28 protein-coding genes and 2 tRNA genes are annotated in these 16,793 nt (G+C 59.2%); 13 read left to right on the forward strand and 17 right to left on the reverse strand.

What is annotated here, in order from left to right:
- Positions 1-153 precede the first annotated feature (153 nt).
- The 9 genes from NE609_RS14635 to NE609_RS14675 all read left to right on the forward strand — a co-directional run bounded on the left by NE609_RS14635 (position 154) and on the right by NE609_RS14675 (position 4,293).
- Positions 154-372: a hypothetical protein gene (locus tag NE609_RS14635; protein ID WP_118358560.1), complete on the forward strand. Its 219-nt coding sequence runs from the start codon at positions 154-156 to the stop codon at positions 370-372.
- 65 nt (positions 373-437) lie between these two features.
- A complete protein-coding gene (locus NE609_RS14640; protein ID WP_256152920.1) occupies positions 438-1,535 on the forward strand; it encodes an RNA-directed DNA polymerase in 1,098 nt (365 codons plus the stop codon).
- Positions 1,477-1,899 carry a hypothetical protein gene (locus tag NE609_RS14645; protein WP_118729380.1) on the forward strand — a complete coding sequence of 141 codons (423 nt, stop codon included), beginning with the start codon at positions 1,477-1,479 and terminating at the stop codon, positions 1,897-1,899. Before NE609_RS14640 ends, NE609_RS14645 begins: the two co-directional genes overlap by 59 nt.
- Before the next feature lie 3 nt (positions 1,900-1,902).
- Positions 1,903-2,043, forward strand: coding sequence for a CD1375 family protein (locus NE609_RS14650; protein WP_256152921.1), 141 nt, complete (start codon positions 1,903-1,905; stop codon positions 2,041-2,043).
- A gap of 53 nt (positions 2,044-2,096) precedes the next feature.
- A complete protein-coding gene (locus NE609_RS14655; protein ID WP_342982900.1) occupies positions 2,097-2,213 on the forward strand; it encodes a CD1375 family protein in 117 nt (38 codons plus the stop codon).
- 74 nt (positions 2,214-2,287) lie between these two features.
- Positions 2,288-2,713 carry a hypothetical protein gene (locus NE609_RS14660; RefSeq protein WP_147574114.1) on the forward strand — a complete coding sequence of 142 codons (426 nt, stop codon included), beginning with the start codon at positions 2,288-2,290 and terminating at the stop codon, positions 2,711-2,713.
- Positions 2,714-2,725: 12 nt separating this feature from the next.
- Complete coding sequence (locus NE609_RS14665) at positions 2,726-3,136, forward strand: hypothetical protein (RefSeq protein WP_187015422.1); 411 nt, start codon at positions 2,726-2,728, stop codon at positions 3,134-3,136.
- A gap of 3 nt (positions 3,137-3,139) precedes the next feature.
- Positions 3,140-3,961 carry a CHAP domain-containing protein gene (locus NE609_RS14670; protein WP_256152922.1) on the forward strand — a complete coding sequence of 274 codons (822 nt, stop codon included), beginning with the start codon at positions 3,140-3,142 and terminating at the stop codon, positions 3,959-3,961.
- The gene (locus NE609_RS14675; RefSeq protein WP_256152923.1) at positions 3,961-4,293 is read left to right on the forward strand and encodes a hypothetical protein; all 333 of its coding nucleotides are present in this window, start codon (positions 3,961-3,963) and stop codon (positions 4,291-4,293) included. Before NE609_RS14670 ends, NE609_RS14675 begins: the two co-directional genes overlap by 1 nt.
- Before the next feature lie 210 nt (positions 4,294-4,503).
- On the opposite strand, the gene NE609_RS14680 is transcribed toward NE609_RS14675, so the two are convergent.
- The 10 genes from NE609_RS14680 to NE609_RS14725 all read right to left on the reverse strand — a co-directional run bounded on the left by NE609_RS14680 (position 4,504) and on the right by NE609_RS14725 (position 7,556).
- Positions 4,504-4,812 (reverse strand): hypothetical protein, encoded by a 309-nt coding sequence (locus NE609_RS14680; protein ID WP_256152924.1) that lies wholly within the window; start codon positions 4,810-4,812, stop codon positions 4,504-4,506.
- Position 4,813: 1 nt separating this feature from the next.
- Positions 4,814-4,978 carry a hypothetical protein gene (locus NE609_RS14685; RefSeq protein ID WP_256152925.1) on the reverse strand — a complete coding sequence of 55 codons (165 nt, stop codon included), beginning with the start codon at positions 4,976-4,978 and terminating at the stop codon, positions 4,814-4,816.
- Positions 4,962-5,405 (reverse strand): hypothetical protein, encoded by a 444-nt coding sequence (locus NE609_RS14690; RefSeq protein WP_256152926.1) that lies wholly within the window; start codon positions 5,403-5,405, stop codon positions 4,962-4,964. Before NE609_RS14690 ends, NE609_RS14685 begins: the two co-directional genes overlap by 17 nt.
- Positions 5,406-5,421: 16 nt before the next feature.
- Complete coding sequence (locus NE609_RS14695) at positions 5,422-5,679, reverse strand: hypothetical protein (protein WP_256152927.1); 258 nt, start codon at positions 5,677-5,679, stop codon at positions 5,422-5,424.
- Positions 5,680-5,728: 49 nt separating this feature from the next.
- Entirely contained in the window at positions 5,729-5,959 is a 231-nt protein-coding gene (locus NE609_RS14700) for a hypothetical protein (protein ID WP_256152928.1), read from the reverse strand.
- An 11-nt stretch (positions 5,960-5,970) separates the two neighbouring features.
- A complete protein-coding gene (locus NE609_RS14705; RefSeq protein WP_118358536.1) occupies positions 5,971-6,201 on the reverse strand; it encodes a hypothetical protein in 231 nt (76 codons plus the stop codon).
- Positions 6,202-6,248: 47 nt separating this feature from the next.
- Complete coding sequence (locus tag NE609_RS14710) at positions 6,249-6,449, reverse strand: hypothetical protein (protein ID WP_256152929.1); 201 nt, start codon at positions 6,447-6,449, stop codon at positions 6,249-6,251.
- A 53-nt stretch (positions 6,450-6,502) separates the two neighbouring features.
- Positions 6,503-6,727 carry a hypothetical protein gene (locus tag NE609_RS14715; protein WP_256152930.1) on the reverse strand — a complete coding sequence of 75 codons (225 nt, stop codon included), beginning with the start codon at positions 6,725-6,727 and terminating at the stop codon, positions 6,503-6,505.
- Between the two features lie 15 nt (positions 6,728-6,742).
- Entirely contained in the window at positions 6,743-7,339 is a 597-nt protein-coding gene (locus tag NE609_RS14720; protein WP_256152931.1) for a hypothetical protein, read from the reverse strand.
- A gap of 82 nt (positions 7,340-7,421) precedes the next feature.
- A complete protein-coding gene (locus NE609_RS14725; protein WP_256152932.1) occupies positions 7,422-7,556 on the reverse strand; it encodes a hypothetical protein in 135 nt (44 codons plus the stop codon).
- A gap of 169 nt (positions 7,557-7,725) precedes the next feature.
- Here NE609_RS14725 and NE609_RS14730 point away from each other — a divergent pair, with 169 nt between their 5' ends.
- Positions 7,726-7,941, forward strand: a complete 216-nt coding sequence (locus NE609_RS14730) for a helix-turn-helix transcriptional regulator (protein WP_118358530.1) — start codon at positions 7,726-7,728, stop codon at positions 7,939-7,941.
- 44 nt (positions 7,942-7,985) lie between these two features.
- Here the strand turns inward: NE609_RS14730 and NE609_RS14735 are convergent, their stop codons facing one another.
- From NE609_RS14735 to NE609_RS14750, 4 genes are all read right to left on the reverse strand, one after another.
- Entirely contained in the window at positions 7,986-8,240 is a 255-nt protein-coding gene (locus NE609_RS14735; RefSeq protein WP_118358528.1) for a helix-turn-helix transcriptional regulator, read from the reverse strand.
- A gap of 251 nt (positions 8,241-8,491) precedes the next feature.
- Positions 8,492-8,576 (reverse strand) — tRNA-Tyr (locus NE609_RS14740).
- Between the two features lie 29 nt (positions 8,577-8,605).
- Positions 8,606-8,681 (reverse strand) — tRNA-Thr (locus NE609_RS14745).
- 207 nt (positions 8,682-8,888) lie between these two features.
- Entirely contained in the window at positions 8,889-9,770 is an 882-nt protein-coding gene (locus tag NE609_RS14750) for an LCP family protein (protein WP_121587632.1), read from the reverse strand.
- Between the two features lie 155 nt (positions 9,771-9,925).
- Here NE609_RS14750 and NE609_RS14755 point away from each other — a divergent pair, with 155 nt between their 5' ends.
- Both NE609_RS14755 and NE609_RS14760 read left to right on the forward strand, forming a co-directional pair.
- Positions 9,926-12,217: a hydratase gene (locus NE609_RS14755; protein WP_256152933.1), complete on the forward strand. Its 2,292-nt coding sequence runs from the start codon at positions 9,926-9,928 to the stop codon at positions 12,215-12,217.
- Between the two features lie 12 nt (positions 12,218-12,229).
- Positions 12,230-12,721, forward strand: a complete 492-nt coding sequence (locus tag NE609_RS14760; RefSeq protein ID WP_256152934.1) for a hypothetical protein — start codon at positions 12,230-12,232, stop codon at positions 12,719-12,721.
- 175 nt (positions 12,722-12,896) lie between these two features.
- Here NE609_RS14760 and NE609_RS14765 read toward each other — a convergent pair whose 3' ends face one another.
- Together NE609_RS14765 and NE609_RS14770 are read right to left on the reverse strand one after the other, a co-directional pair.
- Positions 12,897-13,322 (reverse strand): hypothetical protein, encoded by a 426-nt coding sequence (locus tag NE609_RS14765; RefSeq protein WP_121587635.1) that lies wholly within the window; start codon positions 13,320-13,322, stop codon positions 12,897-12,899.
- A gap of 67 nt (positions 13,323-13,389) precedes the next feature.
- Positions 13,390-14,169, reverse strand: coding sequence for a peptidylprolyl isomerase (locus tag NE609_RS14770; protein ID WP_256152935.1), 780 nt, complete (start codon positions 14,167-14,169; stop codon positions 13,390-13,392).
- Positions 14,170-15,300: 1,131 nt separating this feature from the next.
- Between NE609_RS14770 and NE609_RS14775 the strand changes: the two genes are divergently transcribed.
- The gene (locus NE609_RS14775) at positions 15,301-15,615 is read left to right on the forward strand and encodes a DUF1292 domain-containing protein (RefSeq protein ID WP_121587636.1); all 315 of its coding nucleotides are present in this window, start codon (positions 15,301-15,303) and stop codon (positions 15,613-15,615) included.
- A 261-nt stretch (positions 15,616-15,876) separates the two neighbouring features.
- On the opposite strand, the gene NE609_RS14780 is transcribed toward NE609_RS14775, so the two are convergent.
- The gene (locus NE609_RS14780) at positions 15,877-16,584 is read right to left on the reverse strand and encodes a ThiF family adenylyltransferase (protein WP_256152936.1); all 708 of its coding nucleotides are present in this window, start codon (positions 16,582-16,584) and stop codon (positions 15,877-15,879) included.
- Between the last annotated feature and the right edge of the window lie 209 nt (positions 16,585-16,793).

A 16,793-nucleotide genomic window follows, 5' to 3' on the forward strand; every position in this document is an offset into this window, starting at 1 on the left:
CCCCCCCCCCCCCCCCCCCCCCCCCCCCCCCCCCCCCCCCCCCCCCCCCCCCCTCGACACGATTTTTGAAAATAACGTATTCTGTTATTTTCTCCCGTTTTTCCGTATGCGTGGCAGGCCGGAGGTATAATTATCTCCGGGACTGTCTGCGCCATGCGCCGAGGGCTTGATTTCTACGCCAACTACAACTCTGGCTGGCGTGTCCTCTTTGTGGGTGGCAACTGGAACAATGGCGGCAATGCCGGCCTTTTCTACTTCAACGCGAACAACACCTCGTCGAACACGAACTCGAACGTCGGCGCGCGACTACTTGTTTTTCTTTTGACTGGCGCAGGCTTTCCCTCACCGCTTGGTGAAAATATTGCCGCATAGGACGGGGTTTAGTAGGCTTCGGCTCGAATAACCTCGCAGGCAAACAAGGACGGAGGGAAAATCCTATGCCGAAACGAGTCGGCTATCTCTACGACAAGATGGTTGACCGGGACTTCATTCGCGCTGTCATTCAGGAGGCGGCAAAGGGGCGCCGGAGTCGTAAAGACATCGCCCCTGTGTTGGCGGACCTGGACGGGTATGTCGAAAAGACCTATGAGCTGGTCGCAACCGAGAGCTTTGTACCGTCCGAGCCGAAGATCCGCGAGATCTATGATGAGAGCAGCGAGAAACACCGTAAGATCAAGATGGTCCCATTCTGGCCGGACGGCGTGATCCAATGGATGCTTGTGACGGCTATGAAGCCGGTGCTTATGCGCGGGATGCACCCGTGGTCCTGCGCGTCGATCCCCGGACGTGGTGGAAAGCGAATCCACAAGATGATCCGCGGCGCGCTTCGCAACGACCCGAAGGGAACGAAGTACGCCGCGGAGCTTGACGTCGCGCAGTATTACCCCAGCATCTCCGGCAAGCGCCTGATCTGGGCTCTTGCGCGGAAGATCAAGGACAAGCGCTTTCTGCGGACGGTCTATTCCATCATCGAATCCTGCAGCGGCGGGCTGGCTATCGGGTATTACATCTGCCAATGGCTGGCAAACTTCTACCTGGAGCCTCTGGACCAGTACATCATGACGCTGCCGGGCGTGAAGTATATGACCCGCTACATGGACAACATCACCCTGCTCGGGCCGAATAAGAAGCAGCTGCACAAGGCGCGGAAGCTGATCGCCGCGTTCATGCAGCAGCGGCTCGGCCTGTCCATGAAAGCGAACTGGCAGATCTATCCCACGGCAAAGCGCATGGTGAGCGCGGTCGGCTACCGCTTTTCCCGCACTCATGTCATTCTGCGCAAGCGGAATTTCCTGCGCTTCACCCGGCAATGCCGCCGCGTCAAAAAGCGGCTTGACGCCGGAAAGCCTATCATGTTCGCCCAGGCCTCCGGGCTGCTGAGCCGCGCCGGGCAACTGAAGCACTGCAATAGTCATACAATTCGGGTGAAGTACATTGACCTGATTGGAGTAAAACATCTGAAGGAGGTCGTGCGAAATGAGAGTAAGAGGCGACAACGCGCCCAGCAACGCTTTCTCGCTGGAGGAGCAGCCTAATAAGCCGGGGGTAGCCCTGGTACGCTTCTATGAGAACGCCGAGCCGTTTGAGGAAAAGCGGGACGAGCTGACCATCAGCGGGTGGGTGTACGACGAATATCACCTGGAGCTGAATATGTACGACGGCCTGAGTGAAGACATCCTCGGCAACTATGCCGGTTATCTGGCGCAAGCCAAGCTGCACGAGGCGGAGGGTAAGACGATCCCCTCCCTGCAGCAGCAGGTAGCCGACCTGGAGACTGACAAGGCGGCATTGACGGAAAAGGTGACGAGCCTTGAGGGGCAGGTCACCGATACGCAGATGGCGCTATGCGATGTCTACGAACAGATCGTCGCCGTGACATCTACAACAGGAGGCGCGTAACTGATGGCGAGCAATTACATGGTGAAGGTCTACGCAGACCTGATCCGCAAAGGAAAAAAGACGATTGAGGAAGTTCCCGACCAGCTGCGAGCAGGCGTCCGGGAAATCCTCGAAAATAGCAAGAATGGAGCTGAGGGCTTATGAAAAGCCTTCGGCTCCTTCTTTTATACATTCTGATGGGAAAGGAGGTAGCAGTTATGGCAGTTGTCTACGCGACCCTGATTGTCAAGGGCAAGAAGACCATCGACCAGGTTCCGAGCCTGATTCGGAAGCAGGTCGAGGAGATCCTGGCAGATCTCGAAGTCACCGTCTGACCACGGCATTGATACGGAGGGCAGCTCCTTTGCGGGGGCTGCCCTTCTTATCACGCGCAGAGGAGGATTGAGAGATGACGCTCAAGGAGATTTTGTTTGGTGGGGGAAGTGCGCTGTTTGTGCTGCTGACGCTGCTCCAGCTCGCCCCCATCAAAATCAATCCGTGGTCTGCAATAGCAAAGGCTTTCGGGCGCGCTATCAACAGCGAGGTCTTGGAGAAGGTCGGAAAGCTCGAAAGCGAGCTGCAGTGCGTTCGGTCTGGCATGGCCGAGGAAAAGGCCGTCAACTGCCGGGCGCGCATTCTACGCTTTGGCGATGAATGCCTCCACGGCGAGCGCCACACCAAAGATCATTTCGACCAAACGCTCCGGGACATCGCTGCCTATGAACGATACTGCGAGGATCACCCGGAGTTTGAAAACAATGTAACAGAGCTGACCAGTGACCGGATCAAGACGATATATCGCCGGTGCTTGGACAGCAACGACTTTTTGCAATAAGGAGGAGTCACCGTGAATTTTCTGGATATGGCAAGTATCCGGCTGGCCGTCGGACTGGTGCTTCTGATCGCCGCCAATATCGCCCTCGGCTCCATCAACGCCATTATCGCCTGCGAATGGGATCTGGTAAAGTTCCGCAACGGCTGCATCAAGGGCGGCGTGATCGCTCTGGCGCTGATTGCGGTCTACTTCGCCGGGTACCTCAACCCTGATCTGATGGTGGTGGAGGTGAGCGGCCAAACCGTGAATCTGATGACAGCGGTGTCGCTGGTCATGCTGGCGGCATTCACGGCCTATGCCGTTGATGTGATTGGCAAGCTGAAAGATATGCTGCTGACCGCAACGCCCGGCACAGATCAGACACCGGCCGCGCTGCCGGAGGAAAAGACTGATGAAGCCCCCGACGCCCCGAAGGAGGAATGACCCATGACCGCTATTGAGCGAGTGATCGCCACGGCCAGAGCCGAGATCGGCTACATCGAAAAGGCCACCAACTCCCAGCTGGAAGACAAGACTGCCAACGCCGGTAGCGGGAACTGGACGAAGTATGCCGCATTTCTCGACGGCCTCGGCGTCTACAACTTCCCGAAAAACGGCTACGCCTGGTGCGATATGTTCGTTGATTGGTGCTATATCACGACCTTCGGTCTTGGCGTCGCCATGAAGATGACGAATCAGCCGATGGGCGGGTACGGCGCCGGCTGCACTCAGTCGGCAGGCTATTATCGTGCGGTCGGCCGTTTCCACAAGAGCAACCCCCAGCCGGGGGATCAGATTTTCTTCACCAAAGACGGGGGAAAATCCATGTATCACACCGGCCTCGTCGAGAAGGTGTCCGGCGGCAGGGTATATACCATCGAAGGGAATACCTCCAGCGCCCCCGGCGTCGTTCCGAACGGCGGCATGGTGCGCAACAAAAGCTATTCGATCAACTATGCGCAAATCGGCGGCTACGGTACTCCGGACTGGTCGCTCGTAAAGGAGGAAGAAGAAATGGCAGAGATCACTCAGGACAAATTCAACGAAATGTTCAAGGTCGCCATGAACGCCTACCGCGCGGAATTGCAGGACAATGACTGCGGCAATTTCAGCGCGGACGGCCGAAAGTTCGTTGAGGAAACCGGCCTGCTGGTCGGCGGCAGCAAGCTCCCCAACGGCGAGGCGAATTTCATGTGGCAGGACTTCCTGACCCGCGAGCAATTCGCAACCGTCCTCTACCGCTTCGCCCAGAAGTTTGGGCTGAGCTGATGGCAAGGCGCAAGCGCAGAGCCGCGAAGAAGCGCAAGGTCGAATGGAGCAAGGTCGTGTGCTTGCTGGCGATGCTGGCCGGTCTGCTGATCGTTCAAGAATGCCTGTTCCTCATGTATCTGTGTATCAAAAGCGGCTATACCGCCGCAGCTGCATGGCTTACTGCCGCCACCGGCGTTGGCGAGGCAATCATCATCGCCGGAGCAAACGGCTACCTCTCGCTTGCGAAGTCCGACCACAAGCGCGGCGGGATCACCTTTGAGGCAGCCAAGGCAAACAACTTCCGGACCGACACGGAGGACAATGGCAGCATTGACAGCCCCGCCATCTGAATACCGCCCACACAACGAAAGCCCCCTCGCAGGATTTCACCGTCCTGTCGAGGGGGCTTTTTCTGTTTTCCGGCGCTTTCGCGTTTACGGGGGCGTAGGAGCGTTTTTCGCATTTGGGTGGGCGTCTACCCTCCCACGCCACAAAGGTGGTGTTGCAACTCGCCTACGGCGGCGAGAGAGGTGCTTGCGCGTGGCCGCTGCGCTTTCCTTTCAAAAATCCCATGTGTCCCGCTCCGGAACGAACTCAATGATCGTTCCCTCCGGCACAGGGTCGCAGGGCTCGCCGTCAAAGGCGTTGCCCTGCTTCGTGCAGATGTCTGCCGGTCTGCTCCGGCGCGGGTCGACATCGACATAGAGCTGACCGTCGCACTCGTAGACGGGGCGATCCCAGCTGTCGCGGCCTCTGTGTTCCAGCCGTAACACTGGCGCGGCACAGAACTCCTCGTAGCTCATGTGACCCTCCGCTTTCATCGCGGCACTGGCAGCAGCCAGCTCCTCGGGCGTCCAAGATTTACTCATATCAGCACCCCTCGTATTTCCGTTCGATACTGCGCATCAGATTCAAGACATCCTGCGCGAAAGGATATTCGCCTGTGTTATCCCGCACGACCTCTGATAGAAAGCTTCGCAGTTCCCGCCAGCACTCTGTGTAGAACATCAGCTCGTCGTCACGCTTCACACTCACTGCCTCCTTCCTCCATGCGCCAGTTTTCTGGTGCGGCGACGAGAGCCCATGCGGTCAGCGGAGTTATGCTGTCCATCATGTCCTCCAAGGCCTCCTGCATTCCGCAGGCATCACAGATATAGACCGTGGCCCTTCGGCTTAGAGCGTTGCGCGTGACGCTCTCCGCGTCCATCGTCATCTTCCCGCAGCGGGGGCAGGCAAAATGCCCGCCCTGCTGCTTCTTGCTGAATTCAGCAACGAGAATCCGCGCCAGCGTTTCCTCGTGTGGCTCGACGCTCTCGATTTCCCACACCTCGCGGTCGTCGATCCGGCCATCGTCTTGAGCCTTTTCCTGCGCCTGCCGCTGATCTGCCGCGAATACGGCGGCGGTGATCCGCTGGTCGTTGTCACGATTGCGATAGGTGACCGTCCAAAACCTGTTCTCCATGGTGTACCTCCTCATGTTAATTTCTGGACTTCCAGCGGCCTTTAAATGTTTCTTCGCGAGTACCATCGCGCCAGTAAACATTCTCGCGCTTCCAGCCGTTGTGCTGATAGGTCGCATAGACGATCTTATCGGGAAAGATGGAAATCTCCGTTTCCTCAAATTCGGTATTGACGCCCATGAACATCGTGTCGCTATCGCCATACTTGTCCATCAGCTCGCACATACTGCCCAAATCATTGGGGTCAAATGTAAAGGTCAAATCTTTCTTTTCCATTGCGATACTCTTTCTCCCCGTCGCGCCGATAGGTCAGCCAGTCATGCAGTTACAGCTTGGTGTTGTAGTCTTTCAATGCGACCTGGATGATGATTTCTTCGCGCCCCATGGTAACATAGGTGATTTTGGCTTCCAGCACTCCCGGCATCGCTTGCGCCGGGATCTTGTATAAGCTACGGAAGCGGCCGATTTCCCTCATACCGGCTTTCACCACAACGGGAATTTCCTCACTGGCCGCGCCGATCTGACTACAAAAGTCGAAGACGGTAATTTTCCTCATGCTCGCGTCTCTTACTCAATGGCAGCTTCGATGCTGCTGATGACTTCCTCCAGGTTATCCACGGCTTCGGAAAGGTTGTCGCAGGCCTCGTCTGCCTTTTCGTATCGTTCGCTCTCCTGCATATTCTCAGGGATATTGTCGCGGTACTCTTCCTCCTCAGCCTGGAGGTCTTCGAGGCTGCCTTTCAGCTCCTCCAGCTGGTCGATGATGCTCTGCAAATTCTTGCGGCGGATTTTGTTCATGGTCGTGTCCTTTCTCCCCGTAGGCCCGATAGGTCAGGCGGCGCCGATTATTTTCTAATCCGTTCGCTGGTGCCGTCAGGGTGGAAGATGACCTCTATCTCCTTGCCAGTGTCACAGTGGGCAATTACGGAAACAGGGAATCGCGTCTGCTGGGCGCGGGCTTTGGCCGCCCCAACTGCCTGCTCTCGGATAGGGGTATTGCCGATTGTCTGTCCGGCCTGCTTAATGGCAAAGCTGATGATGTGCATGATATCCTCCTTTGCCCTCGTAACCTCCGGGGCGGGCGGCGTGAAATTGGTGCTTACCACTCCTGGCTCTCAAAGTCCTCCAACGCATTAGCGGCGGCGATGTGTTCGTGCATATATCCGTCGGCGGCTTCGGTCTGGCGCTTAATCAGGTCTTTCGACGCGGTTTCGGATTCTTCGTATTCGTGCTGGAGCTTGCGGGAATTTTTGTAGACCTCGTTGGCCTGCTGCTCTTTTTCAATCAAGAGAGCGTGGATATATTCCAGAGTTTTGATAGTCATGGGGCATCTCCTTTCTCAGCAGCAGTAGAACCGGAGTTCGCCGTTGACCAGCTCATACATGAGGCAGGCGCAGTCAAAGCGGACGTAGTTCCAGTCGGTGGATTCGTACACAGGCGCGCGGTCGAAGGTGCCGGACTTGCGAAGGCGGCGGTGCTTGTTGACCTCGTAGGTGTTGACCTCGTGCAGAATGCGGATCTTCTCGGGATCGAAGCCGCACTCGTCAGCGATAAACGCCTTGGCCTCCTCGTCGGTCATCGCCTTGCCGTATTTGGCAAGCTCTTCGTAACGCTTCTGCTCCATGTTCGTGCCGGCACCATCGCTGGGCTTCCATTCAAGCTCACGGTCCAGCTCGGCGGTCAGCTCGTCGATCCGCTTTTCGCGGTCGGTAATATCCTTCTTGTACTGCCGCTCGCTCTCCAGAAGCAGGCTGTTCAGGCGGTCGATCTCGGCGGCTCTGGCCTTGCAGAGCTTCCGCGCCCCGCCGTCCTTGACGAAAGCCTTACAAAAGGCGTCCTTGTCACCATCGAAGTCGTAATAGGCTTCTTCGATCTTGGCGTACTCTTTGGCGGTCGGCTCGAAGCCGGTGCGGTCGATAAACTCGGACATCATCATTTTGCGTTCCTCCTTGTATTTTCACACTCGGTGCTTTATACTGAGGGGGAGGGGAGCTTTCCCGCTCCCCCTCGCGCCGGGGTTAGGTCTCTTGGCGTTCGCCCTGCTGGGGCTTGCTGTTAGGTTTGATGGTGATTGTAATCCGGTCGGCTAAATCGGGGTTATCAGCCAGCAACCTCAGAAGCTCTTGCAGGGCTTCTTTTTTTGCTTTGTCCATCGGTCTGTCCTCCTTTCCGGAGAGGTTTGTTCCTCTCCCTTACAAGAACTATATTACACTAATTCGTGTCACTTGTCAACGGTTATTTTACATTTTTTCGTGGAAATCGTAAAAAAGTTTTTGACAAGCGACACATTTTAGTGTATAGTACGAGTGAGGAGGTGAGAGTATGGGGCTCTCTGTTGCCGAAAAGATTCGCCTGATCATGAAAAGGCAGAAAATAACGATGGGCGATCTGGCTGAGGCGTCAGGGCAGACGCGGCAAAACCTGTCCAACAAAATGACGCGCGGGAACTTTACTGAAAAAGACATCACGGAGTTGGCGGCTGCGCTCGGCTGCACAGTCGAAATCCGTTTTGTCACACAGGACGGCGAGGAGATATAAGAAAAGGCCCCGGGCGAATGAACGCCCGAGGCCTCGGAGCAGGCTTAACGCTTGCTATGTATATCCGCGCCGGTGCGCGTCTTGACTCTGGTCTCCTTGTTTTCCTCTCGGATCATCAGGTCTGACAGCTCACACCCCAGCGCCTCACAAATAAGATCCAGATGCTCCAGGTTTACCCTTTCTGCGATCTCATGGTACAGGTCATTGATCGTCGAAGGTCGAATGCCTGTTGCCCTTGCAAGGTCAGCTTGTGACCACCTCCGCTCGCCAAGCCGGGTGGACAGTAAAATCCTAATCATAGCCATGCTCCTTTACGGTAGATTCTAACAACGATTTTAGAATCTCGCTGGATTTTGGTAGATTATAACGAAATCCGTTATGGCTATGAAAAAACACAAAGAGGCTACCGCGCAGGAACAATCCTGTGCAGTAGCCTCTTTTTTATTCTTCCGCGTCGAGCGGACAGACCAAAACGAAGACTCCGCCGACCATATAGATTGCAGAGATAGGAGCAGAGCCAGGCGACCTCTCGGTTCGTCTGGCTCTGCTTTGGTGGAGGAGGGTGGATTCGAACCACCGAAGTCACTGACAACAGATTTACAGTCTGCCCCCTTTGGCCACTCGGGAACTCCTCCATATTCAGTTGCGCGCTGTGGAAAAGCGGTGGAGCTGGTGGACGGACTTGAACCCCCGACCTGCTGATTACAAATCAGCTGCTCTACCAACTGAGCTACACCAGCAGATGTAACATCCTCCATAGCGACGAACTTTATTCTATCATAACGCCTGCGGCTTGTCAACCCGTTTTCGCCAAAATTTTGCCATCCCGGCGCGCGGGGAACGCGGGGGCGGGAAACGCCGTCCGGACCCGCCGGACGGCGGCGCGGGAGCGGTCTCCCCGCGCCCGGGAGGCGGTTTGCCACCTCCCGGTTTCCCGCCCGCCCCGCCTATGCCGCCGCGCCGAAATACCTGCGGATGAGCGAGACATAATCCTCGGAAAGCTCGAGCTCGCCCCCCTCGAGCAGCGTGCCCGCGGGCGCGAGGCTGCCCGAAACGTCGGTGTCGAGCCGGGAGATGAAATCGGCGGCGTCGCGGCGCAATTCGTAGTCGGCGGCGGAGACGTCGGTGTCCACGAGGTTGACCGCGAGCTTGAAGAGCCCGGAGGAGAGCTTTTCGCCGGCCGCGTCGAGGTTCTGGTTGACGATGGCGGCCGCGAGGTCCCCGAGCAGCTCGCTTTTGCCGAGCGCGCCGCCCTCGAAGACGGGGCAGGAAAAGACGTCGGCCACGTCCTGCGCGTCGAGGCGGCGTTCCCCGGCGGGGATGTTGATCGAGTAGCCGTCCCGTTCATAGGAGATCGCGTAGGGGAGGGTGAAGACGACGGTGCCCGTCTTCTGCGCGATGCGGATGAAGATGTCGCGCGAGAGGGCGGCGTACCGGTCGACGGTGATGCCCAGACGCTCGGAGAGCGCCTCGCGGACGGAGACGCCGCCCCCGCGCTCCCACGCCTCCGAGAGGGTGAGGCGTTCGCCGCCGAGGGTCACGAGCGTCTCGGGGGGAAGCATCGCGAGGGGCACCTGCCCGTACTGGGGATTGAAGCGGATGAGGAGGAAATCGCCGGCGCTCCCGTCCTGCGCCCTGCCGACGACCACCATGGTCAGCGCGTCGCCGGCCACCGGCCGGTAGGAGATCTCGGGCGGGTCGTCGCGGCTGTTCTGGCGGGGCATCGACGGCTGCACCGCCATGACCGTCAGCACCATGATGAAGGCGAGCAGCATGAGCGTCAGCGTGAACGCCAGCAAAAAGGAGCGCCATTTGTTTTCTTCCCGCAAAGGAAATCCCCCCTGTCTACCCAGTAGGATTGGCAGGATTGTACACCGCTTATTCATTGCGCGGGCGGCTTTGATGTGTTAAAATGAGGGACAGAACCTGTTCCGCCGCCGATGACGCGCGCGGTTGATTGAGAAAATATACAGGAGGTAATTTCATGATAAAACTTTACGAAACCGGGGCATATTATGCGGACGGCAAGCTGATCCCCGACGACGGACATGCCGCCGAAGCGCTGGCGGCGATGGGCAGGGCCGTCCCGAAGGAGGAGGCGCGCAAGCGGACGATCGCGTATTCGATCCTTGAGGCGCACAACACGAGCGGCAATATGGATGATCTGAGGATCAAATTCGACGCGATGGCCTCCCACGACATCACCTACGTGGGCATTGTCCAGACGGCGCGCGCGTCGGGGCTCGAGAGGTTCCCGCTGCCCTACGTGCTCACCAACTGCCACAATTCCCTCTGCGCGGTGGGCGGCACGATCAACGAGGACGACCACATGTTCGGGCTCTCCGCCGCCAAGAAGTACGGCGGCATCTACGTCCCGGCCCACCAGGCGGTCATCCACCAGTACATGCGCGAGATGATGAGCGGCTGCGGAAAGATGATCCTCGGCTCGGACAGCCACACGCGCTACGGCGCGCTCGGCACGATGGCGATCGGCGAGGGCGGCCCCGAGCTCGTCAAGCAGCTGCTCTGCCGCACCTATGACATCAAACGCCCGCAGGTGGTCGCCGTCTACCTGACCGGCAGGCCCCACAGAGGGGTCGGCCCGCAGGACGTCGCGCTGGCGATCATCGGCGCGGTGTTCAAGAAGGGCTATGTGAAGAACAAGGTCATGGAGTTCATCGGCGACGGCATCGCCAACCTGAACGTCGAATACCGCAACGGCATTGACGTCATGACCACCGAGACGACCTGCCTCTCCTCCGTGTGGGCGACCGACGGACAGGTGGAGGACTACTTTGAAATCCACGGCCGCAAAGAGGCGTATAAACGGCTCGCCCCGGGCGACGCGGCCTATTACGACGGGGTCGTCTACGTCGACCTCTCGACCGTCAAGCCGATGATCGCGATGCCCTTCCACCCCTCCAACGCCTATGAGATCGACGAATTGAACGCCAACCTCATGGACATCCTCGCCGAGGTGGAACGGGAGGGCGCCAAGTCGATCGACAACCCCGCCATTCATTTCACCCTGCGCGACAAGGTGAAGGACGGCCGTCTGCTCGTCGACCAGGGGGTCATCGCCGGTTGCGCGGGCGGCACCTACGACAACATCTGCGACGCTGCGGATATCCTGGCGGGCCATTCGATCGGCGCCGACGAGTTTTCGCTGTCGGTCTACCCGTCGAGCCAGCCGGTCTTCATCAGCCTCGTGGAGAACGGCGCGATCGCAAAGCTCATGCAGACGGGCGCCACGGTGCGCACCGCCTTCTGCGGCCCCTGCTTCGGCGCGGGTGACGTGCCCGCCAACGGCGGCCTCTCGATCCGCCACAGCACCCGCAACTTCCCCAACCGCGAGGGCTCCAAGCCGGGGAACGGCCAGATCGCGTCGGTCGCGCTGATGGACGCGCGCTCGATCGCGGCCACTGCGCTCAACCACGGCGTCCTCACCCCGGCCACCGACCTCGATATCGACTTCACCAAGCCCAAGTACGTCTTCCACGGCGAGGTCTACGACAACCGCGTCTATGACGGCGTGGGCCGCGCGCAGCCCGAGCTGCCCCTCAAGTTCGGCCCGAACATCGCCGACTGGCCGGAAATGTCCCCGCTGACCGAGCACCTGCTGCTCGACGTGGACGCCTTCATCACCGACCCGGTCACCACCACCGACGAGCTGATTCCGTCGGGCGAGACCTCCTCCTACCGCTCCAACCCGCTCAAGCTGGCGGAATTCACCCTCTCCCGCAAGGACCCGGCGTACGTCGGGGCCGCGAAGAACTCCCAGAAGTGGGAGACGCTCCGCCGCGAGAAGGGCACCGCCTTCGACGACCGGTCGCCCGACTGTCCGATCCACAGGATCCGCGCGATCGACGGCTTCCAGGAGGTCGACGGCGGGACGATCGGCTGCGGCTCCCTTGTCTACGCGGTCAAGCCGGGAGACGGTTCGGCGCGCGAGCAGGCCGCCTCCTGCCAGAAGGTGCTGGGCGGCTGGGCCAACATCGCCCGGGAGTACGCCACCAAGCGCTACCGCTCCAACCTCATCAACTGGGGCATGCTGCCCTTCGTGGTTTCCGGCGAGCCGCCCTTCGCGAAATATGATGCGGTCTTCATCCCCAACATCCGCCGCGCGGTCGCGGAGAAGCAGGCGGAGATCACCGCCTACGCCTTCACCAAGGAGGGGACGAAGCCCTTCACCCTCACGCTCGGCGATTTGACCGACGACGAGCGGGACATCATCCTCGCGGGCTGCCTCATCAACTACTACCGCGCGCAGAACTAAGGAGGGACCCGTATGTTCCGGAATCCGGCGAGCTTCCTGAAGGCGTTCTTCGGCTTTTTCACGGCGTTCGGCGCGGTGTTCCTCGCGATCGGCCTGGGCGTCGGCTTCACCGCGCCGGACGGGATCATTTTCCTGCTGGCCTTCGGGCTGGTGGGGCTGACCTTCCTGCTCGTGGGCATCATCGGTCTCGCGGTGCTCGCGCGCAAGGCGCGCCTGCGCCGCTGGCTGCTCGAAAACGGCCGCGCGCTCAACGCGGATTACGATGGCTGCGGGCTTCAGACCTCGGTGGCGATGAACGGCAGGCACCCCTATGTGGTGCACTGCCACTATACCGACTCCGCCACCCGAACAATCTACAACTTCCGCAGCGAGGGCCTGTGGTTCAACCCCGCCTCCCTGCTGGAGGGCCGCCGCACCGTCCGGGTGCTCGTGCACCCCGAAGACTACCGCAAATACTGCGTCGACCTCGGCGACCTCACCAACGGCTACAAGATCGTGGGGTAGCCGGAGCCAAGATGCATCAGGCGCCTTTCCCGCGCAGACAAAAAAGAGACCGCCGCCGGCGGTCTCTTTTTATTGCGGCTTACGCGGGAGCGCGTACCTCTCCGGATGCACTTCCGATACGGTACCGGGGGCTTGCCGGCAAGCTCCGCCGCTCCCCGAGCGGCGGCCCCCGGCCTCACATCTGGAACTGGAAGGTATCGGTCGTCCCCTGGTAGGTGCGGTAGAAGACGGGGTTGTCGTGCGCCCGCTCGATGTCGCCGAAGTCCGCGCCGTCCTTGAGGAAGTGAATTTTGAAGTTGAGCGGGTAGGGGGGCTCGGCAAAGACCTCGTCGATGAGGTAGCTGGCCTCAAAGGCGATCGTATCGAACATGTCCTCGTCGGACGCGCCGCCGGAGGGCAGGTCGATCGTCAGCTCGACGTTGAAGGAGCCGTCGGACGCGTCGGTGACGGTGGTCGCCTTGGTGGCCTCGGCGTACTCGCCGGGCATCTTTTCCGTGAGGAAATCGGTGACCTTCCGGGTCTTGGAGCCGCCGCAGGCGGCGAGGGAAAGGACGAGCGCCAGCGCGAGCGCGAGCGCCGCGATGCGTTTGACATGGTTCATGAGAAGCGTCTCCTTTACATAAAAACGCGGGACGCGTTGGCGTCCCGCGCTCAGTTTCTGTCTGCGATCAGAGGGTGCCGAGCTCGACGGAGGTGATCACGACGTCCTCGACGGGCTTGTGGTCCGCGTCGGTGGGGACGGCCGCGATCTTCTCAACGACGTCCATGCCCTCGATGACCTGGCCGAAGACGGTGTCGCGCGCGTCGTAATTGGGCACGCCGCCGACTTCGAGGTACTTCTGGATGACCTTCTCGGGGAAGCCGCCGTCGAACATCTTGTCGCCGAGCTCATCGGTGATGCGGGAGTTCTGGACGATGAAGAAGCGGCTGCCGTTCTGGCCGGGGGTGCCGCCGTTATCCATGGCGACGGCGCCGTTGAAGTGCCAGAGGTTGAGGCTGTACTCGTCCTCAAACGGCTCGCCCGAGGCGCTTTCGCCGCCGCTGCCGTTGTTGTCGGGATCGCCGGTCGCGACGTGGACGCTCGGCACGGCGCTGTAGACTTTCAGTCCGTTGTAATAGCCCTTTTCCACGAGGGCCTGGAAGTTCTCAACAGCCTTGGGGGCCTCCTTGGGGAAGAGCACCATCTTGATGTCGCCGAGGGACGTTTTGATGGTCGCGATGGGGGAACCGGCCTCCGGCGTGTTGAACTGGACCAGGTCGATGGCGGATTCATCGATCTCCATGTTGTGGGCGTAGATCTCGGCAGCGGTTTCCGGCATGCTTTCCGGTCCGCTGGTCTCCCCGGACGGGGCGCCGGACTCGGGGGAGGGCTCCTCCGATTTTTTGCAGCCAACCATCAGCGTGGAAAGCATCAGAACCACGCAGAGCAGCAGGGCGATTTTTTTCATAATGATGTTACCTCCATGGTTTTATACAGATCTTCCGAAGGACATGGATTGCTCTTCATATTTTACCACATAATCCGCCAAAATCAATCTCCCTGCAGGATATTCATAGTAAGTTTACGTTTTGGCAATGAATAGCGGGCAAGGCCGCGGGGCATGCAAAAGCGGCGCCGATGATTACCGGCGCCGCTTGATTTTTTTGACATGCGTCCTGCCGCGATCCCTTCCCACAGCCTCTTTCGGCCGTGGCGGGCCGTGGCCTGCCGCTCTGTTGGAACCTCGTACATCTATATGCAAGTAACACTCGAAAACATTCGCTGCGGTTACGATCACAGCTTTTGGACCTTCTTTACGATCCGGTTTTGATTGCCCTTATGCAGTTCGATGACGTAGAATCCATGCTCAGTTCTGGAATATGACCCTTTGCTGCTCAACCGTAAAGGATGCCTGCAACAATGCCTGGGTTCCCTGGACTGAACGTTATTTGATTGTAGGTCGAATCATTCACATTGCCGGCGTTTCCGAAGCCCTTCACTCGACCCCGGCGGCGCCGGTGGGATTTTGCCTGGTGCGGTTGCTTTGATAGGATGCGTGCGGTAAACCCGTTTTACGATTGGGACCTGGAATCACAGATTATTCGTCTTGCGCGGAATAAACTCGCCTCTTACGATTGAGCATCTTCCTTTCGGGATTCCCTGAAGGGATCTCTCACAAGCACCAAATTCAAGTTGTTTTCAGATTTACAGATTTTACTCCGGATCATCTTTGAAAATCGACAGAAACTGTGATTGCAGCTGTCCTGAAAACTGCTCCTAGGAAAGCCTGCCCTTGGGCGAACAGTCCCTCAATGCAAATGAGAAACTGTGTGCTTCATCGTACATCGGAACCACCGCCTTTCTATGGATATTGGTATCATGTTCCTCTCTTCTGTATCTACATTATAAGCAATTTGTTGGGAAATGTCAATATGATTTTTTCAAGATTGAAAAGAAAATATATACAACTTGTACACAATGAAAACCATTTGACATTTGCTTCCCAATGGATTATCATGTTATCAAACAGGGATGACAACCGGGCCTTCCGCCCGATTTTTGAGGGGGAATCCACCCCCGGAAAAGGAGAACGGTTTCTATGGCTAACGAAGAGTTCGGCGCCGATCTGATCACGCTGGTTGACGACGAGGGCCACGAGCATGAATTCGAGATCGTCGACACCCTCGAGCTCGGCGAGCAGCACTATGTGGCGCTGGTCGCGGACTGCGGCGAAGAGGACTGCGACTGCGAGGACGACGGCGAGCTGGTGATCCTCAAATCGGTCATGGAGGGCGAGGAGGAGTTCCTTGAGGCGATCGAGGACGAGGCCGAGTTCGATCAGGTCGCGGCGATCTTTATGGAGCGCCTGTCCGACAGCTTCGAGTTTACCGGCGGCGAGGACGGGGAAAACTAATGCCGTAACTCCCTGCCGTACCCGACAGTTCTGCCCTTTATACTCCAACAACTGTACTTTGGGAGTTCCTTTCCGCGTGCGGAGTGCAGACCTCCCCATCTCACGATGGGACGAAGGGAGCTGGAAACACGCGATCGGGCGTACCCACTCTTGTCTAACGACGGGGGTTTACAGCTGGCAGGACATCGATACGGCGGGGTTTTTACATGTAAAGAACGGGCGCCTTCCAGAGTTTTGGAAGACACCCGTTTTTTGTTTCCTCTAAAGCCCCAGCAGGTCGCGGACCGCCCGGGAGGCGAGCAGGAACCCGGCTGCGGGCGGCACGAACGCGATGCTTCCCGGCGCGTGCCTTCCGTGCTCCCCGGGGCAGACGGCTTTGGCGGGCTCCTCGACCGAATAGAGCACCGTCTGGCGGGCCACGCCGCGCCGTTTCAGCTCCCGGCGCATCACCCGCGCGAGCCCGCAGCCGCAGCCGGCCGTGTCCGCGATGTCGCCGATGCGCAGCGCGCCGGGGTCGAGCCGGTTGCCTGTGCCCAGGCACATGTAGAGCGGGACCCCGCGCCGGGCGCAGGCCTCCGCGAGATGCAGCTTGGCGGTCACCGTGTCGATGCAGTCGAGCACGAAATCGGGTCTCCAGTCAAAGAGAAAGCCGCTGTTGTCCGGCAGGTAGAATTCGTACGCGGCGGTAAAATCCCCCGCGGGGCGGATTGAACCCAGTCGGCGCAGCTCGGCGTCCGCCTTGCGCATTCCGACCGCGTCGCGGGTCGCCACGAGCTGACGGTTGAGGTTCGTCTCGTCCACCGTGTCGTGGTCGACGAGCAGCAGGTGTCCGACCCCCGCGCGGCAGAGCGCCTCCGCCGCCGCCGAGCCGACGCCCCCGAGCCCGAGCACTGCTCCCCGCGCGCCCGCCAGGCGCGCGGTGTTCTCCTCCCCGATCAGCAGCGCGGTGCGCGCGAGCCAGTTTTCCATTGCAGCACTTCCTTTTTGTTTTTGCCGCTCATCGAGCGGCGGAGGTTGTCGGTGGTCGACCGACGGCGGTTTTAGATTGTCCGCTCATTGAGCGACGCTTGTCGGTAGTCGACCGACAGCGGCCTTAGATTGTCCACTCGGGGAGCGGCGGAGCTGCCGGGTCCCGCCCCGGCGGGCGGCCCCATTTCTTGTACGGACAAGAAATGGGG

Origin of the sequence: Anaerotruncus sp. DFI.9.16 (assembly GCF_024461615.1) — a bacterium.
Classification (GTDB): Bacteria; Bacillota; Clostridia; order Oscillospirales; family Ruminococcaceae; genus Anaerotruncus; species Anaerotruncus massiliensis.

Excerpts from the sequence above, each read along its gene's own strand:
- NE609_RS14635 (WP_118358560.1), top strand. The coding sequence starts at position 154 with ATGCGCCGAGGGCTTGATTTCTACGCCAACTACAACTCTGGCTGGCGT.
- NE609_RS14640 (WP_256152920.1), top strand. The coding sequence starts at position 438 with ATGCCGAAACGAGTCGGCTATCTCTACGACAAGATGGTTGACCGGGAC.
- NE609_RS14645 (WP_118729380.1), top strand. The coding sequence starts at position 1,477 with ATGAGAGTAAGAGGCGACAACGCGCCCAGCAACGCTTTCTCGCTGGAG.
- NE609_RS14650 (WP_256152921.1), top strand. The coding sequence starts at position 1,903 with ATGGCGAGCAATTACATGGTGAAGGTCTACGCAGACCTGATCCGCAAA.
- NE609_RS14655 (WP_342982900.1), top strand. The coding sequence starts at position 2,097 with ATGGCAGTTGTCTACGCGACCCTGATTGTCAAGGGCAAGAAGACCATC.
- NE609_RS14660 (WP_147574114.1), top strand. The coding sequence starts at position 2,288 with ATGACGCTCAAGGAGATTTTGTTTGGTGGGGGAAGTGCGCTGTTTGTG.
- NE609_RS14670 (WP_256152922.1), top strand. The coding sequence starts at position 3,140 with ATGACCGCTATTGAGCGAGTGATCGCCACGGCCAGAGCCGAGATCGGC.
- NE609_RS14675 (WP_256152923.1), top strand. The coding sequence starts at position 3,961 with ATGGCAAGGCGCAAGCGCAGAGCCGCGAAGAAGCGCAAGGTCGAATGG.
- NE609_RS14680 (WP_256152924.1), bottom strand. The coding sequence starts at position 4,812 with ATGAGTAAATCTTGGACGCCCGAGGAGCTGGCTGCTGCCAGTGCCGCG.
- NE609_RS14690 (WP_256152926.1), bottom strand. The coding sequence starts at position 5,405 with ATGGAGAACAGGTTTTGGACGGTCACCTATCGCAATCGTGACAACGAC.
- NE609_RS14695 (WP_256152927.1), bottom strand. The coding sequence starts at position 5,679 with ATGGAAAAGAAAGATTTGACCTTTACATTTGACCCCAATGATTTGGGC.
- NE609_RS14700 (WP_256152928.1), bottom strand. The coding sequence starts at position 5,959 with ATGAGGAAAATTACCGTCTTCGACTTTTGTAGTCAGATCGGCGCGGCC.
- NE609_RS14705 (WP_118358536.1), bottom strand. The coding sequence starts at position 6,201 with ATGAACAAAATCCGCCGCAAGAATTTGCAGAGCATCATCGACCAGCTG.
- NE609_RS14710 (WP_256152929.1), bottom strand. The coding sequence starts at position 6,449 with ATGCACATCATCAGCTTTGCCATTAAGCAGGCCGGACAGACAATCGGC.
- NE609_RS14715 (WP_256152930.1), bottom strand. The coding sequence starts at position 6,727 with ATGACTATCAAAACTCTGGAATATATCCACGCTCTCTTGATTGAAAAA.
- NE609_RS14720 (WP_256152931.1), bottom strand. The coding sequence starts at position 7,339 with ATGATGATGTCCGAGTTTATCGACCGCACCGGCTTCGAGCCGACCGCC.
- NE609_RS14725 (WP_256152932.1), bottom strand. The coding sequence starts at position 7,556 with ATGGACAAAGCAAAAAAAGAAGCCCTGCAAGAGCTTCTGAGGTTGCTG.
- NE609_RS14730 (WP_118358530.1), top strand. The coding sequence starts at position 7,726 with ATGGGGCTCTCTGTTGCCGAAAAGATTCGCCTGATCATGAAAAGGCAG.
- NE609_RS14735 (WP_118358528.1), bottom strand. The coding sequence starts at position 8,240 with ATGATTAGGATTTTACTGTCCACCCGGCTTGGCGAGCGGAGGTGGTCA.
- NE609_RS14755 (WP_256152933.1), top strand. The coding sequence starts at position 9,926 with ATGATAAAACTTTACGAAACCGGGGCATATTATGCGGACGGCAAGCTG.
- NE609_RS14760 (WP_256152934.1), top strand. The coding sequence starts at position 12,230 with ATGTTCCGGAATCCGGCGAGCTTCCTGAAGGCGTTCTTCGGCTTTTTC.
- NE609_RS14765 (WP_121587635.1), bottom strand. The coding sequence starts at position 13,322 with ATGAACCATGTCAAACGCATCGCGGCGCTCGCGCTCGCGCTGGCGCTC.
- NE609_RS14770 (WP_256152935.1), bottom strand. The coding sequence starts at position 14,169 with ATGAAAAAAATCGCCCTGCTGCTCTGCGTGGTTCTGATGCTTTCCACG.
- NE609_RS14775 (WP_121587636.1), top strand. The coding sequence starts at position 15,301 with ATGGCTAACGAAGAGTTCGGCGCCGATCTGATCACGCTGGTTGACGAC.
- NE609_RS14780 (WP_256152936.1), bottom strand. The coding sequence starts at position 16,584 with ATGGAAAACTGGCTCGCGCGCACCGCGCTGCTGATCGGGGAGGAGAAC.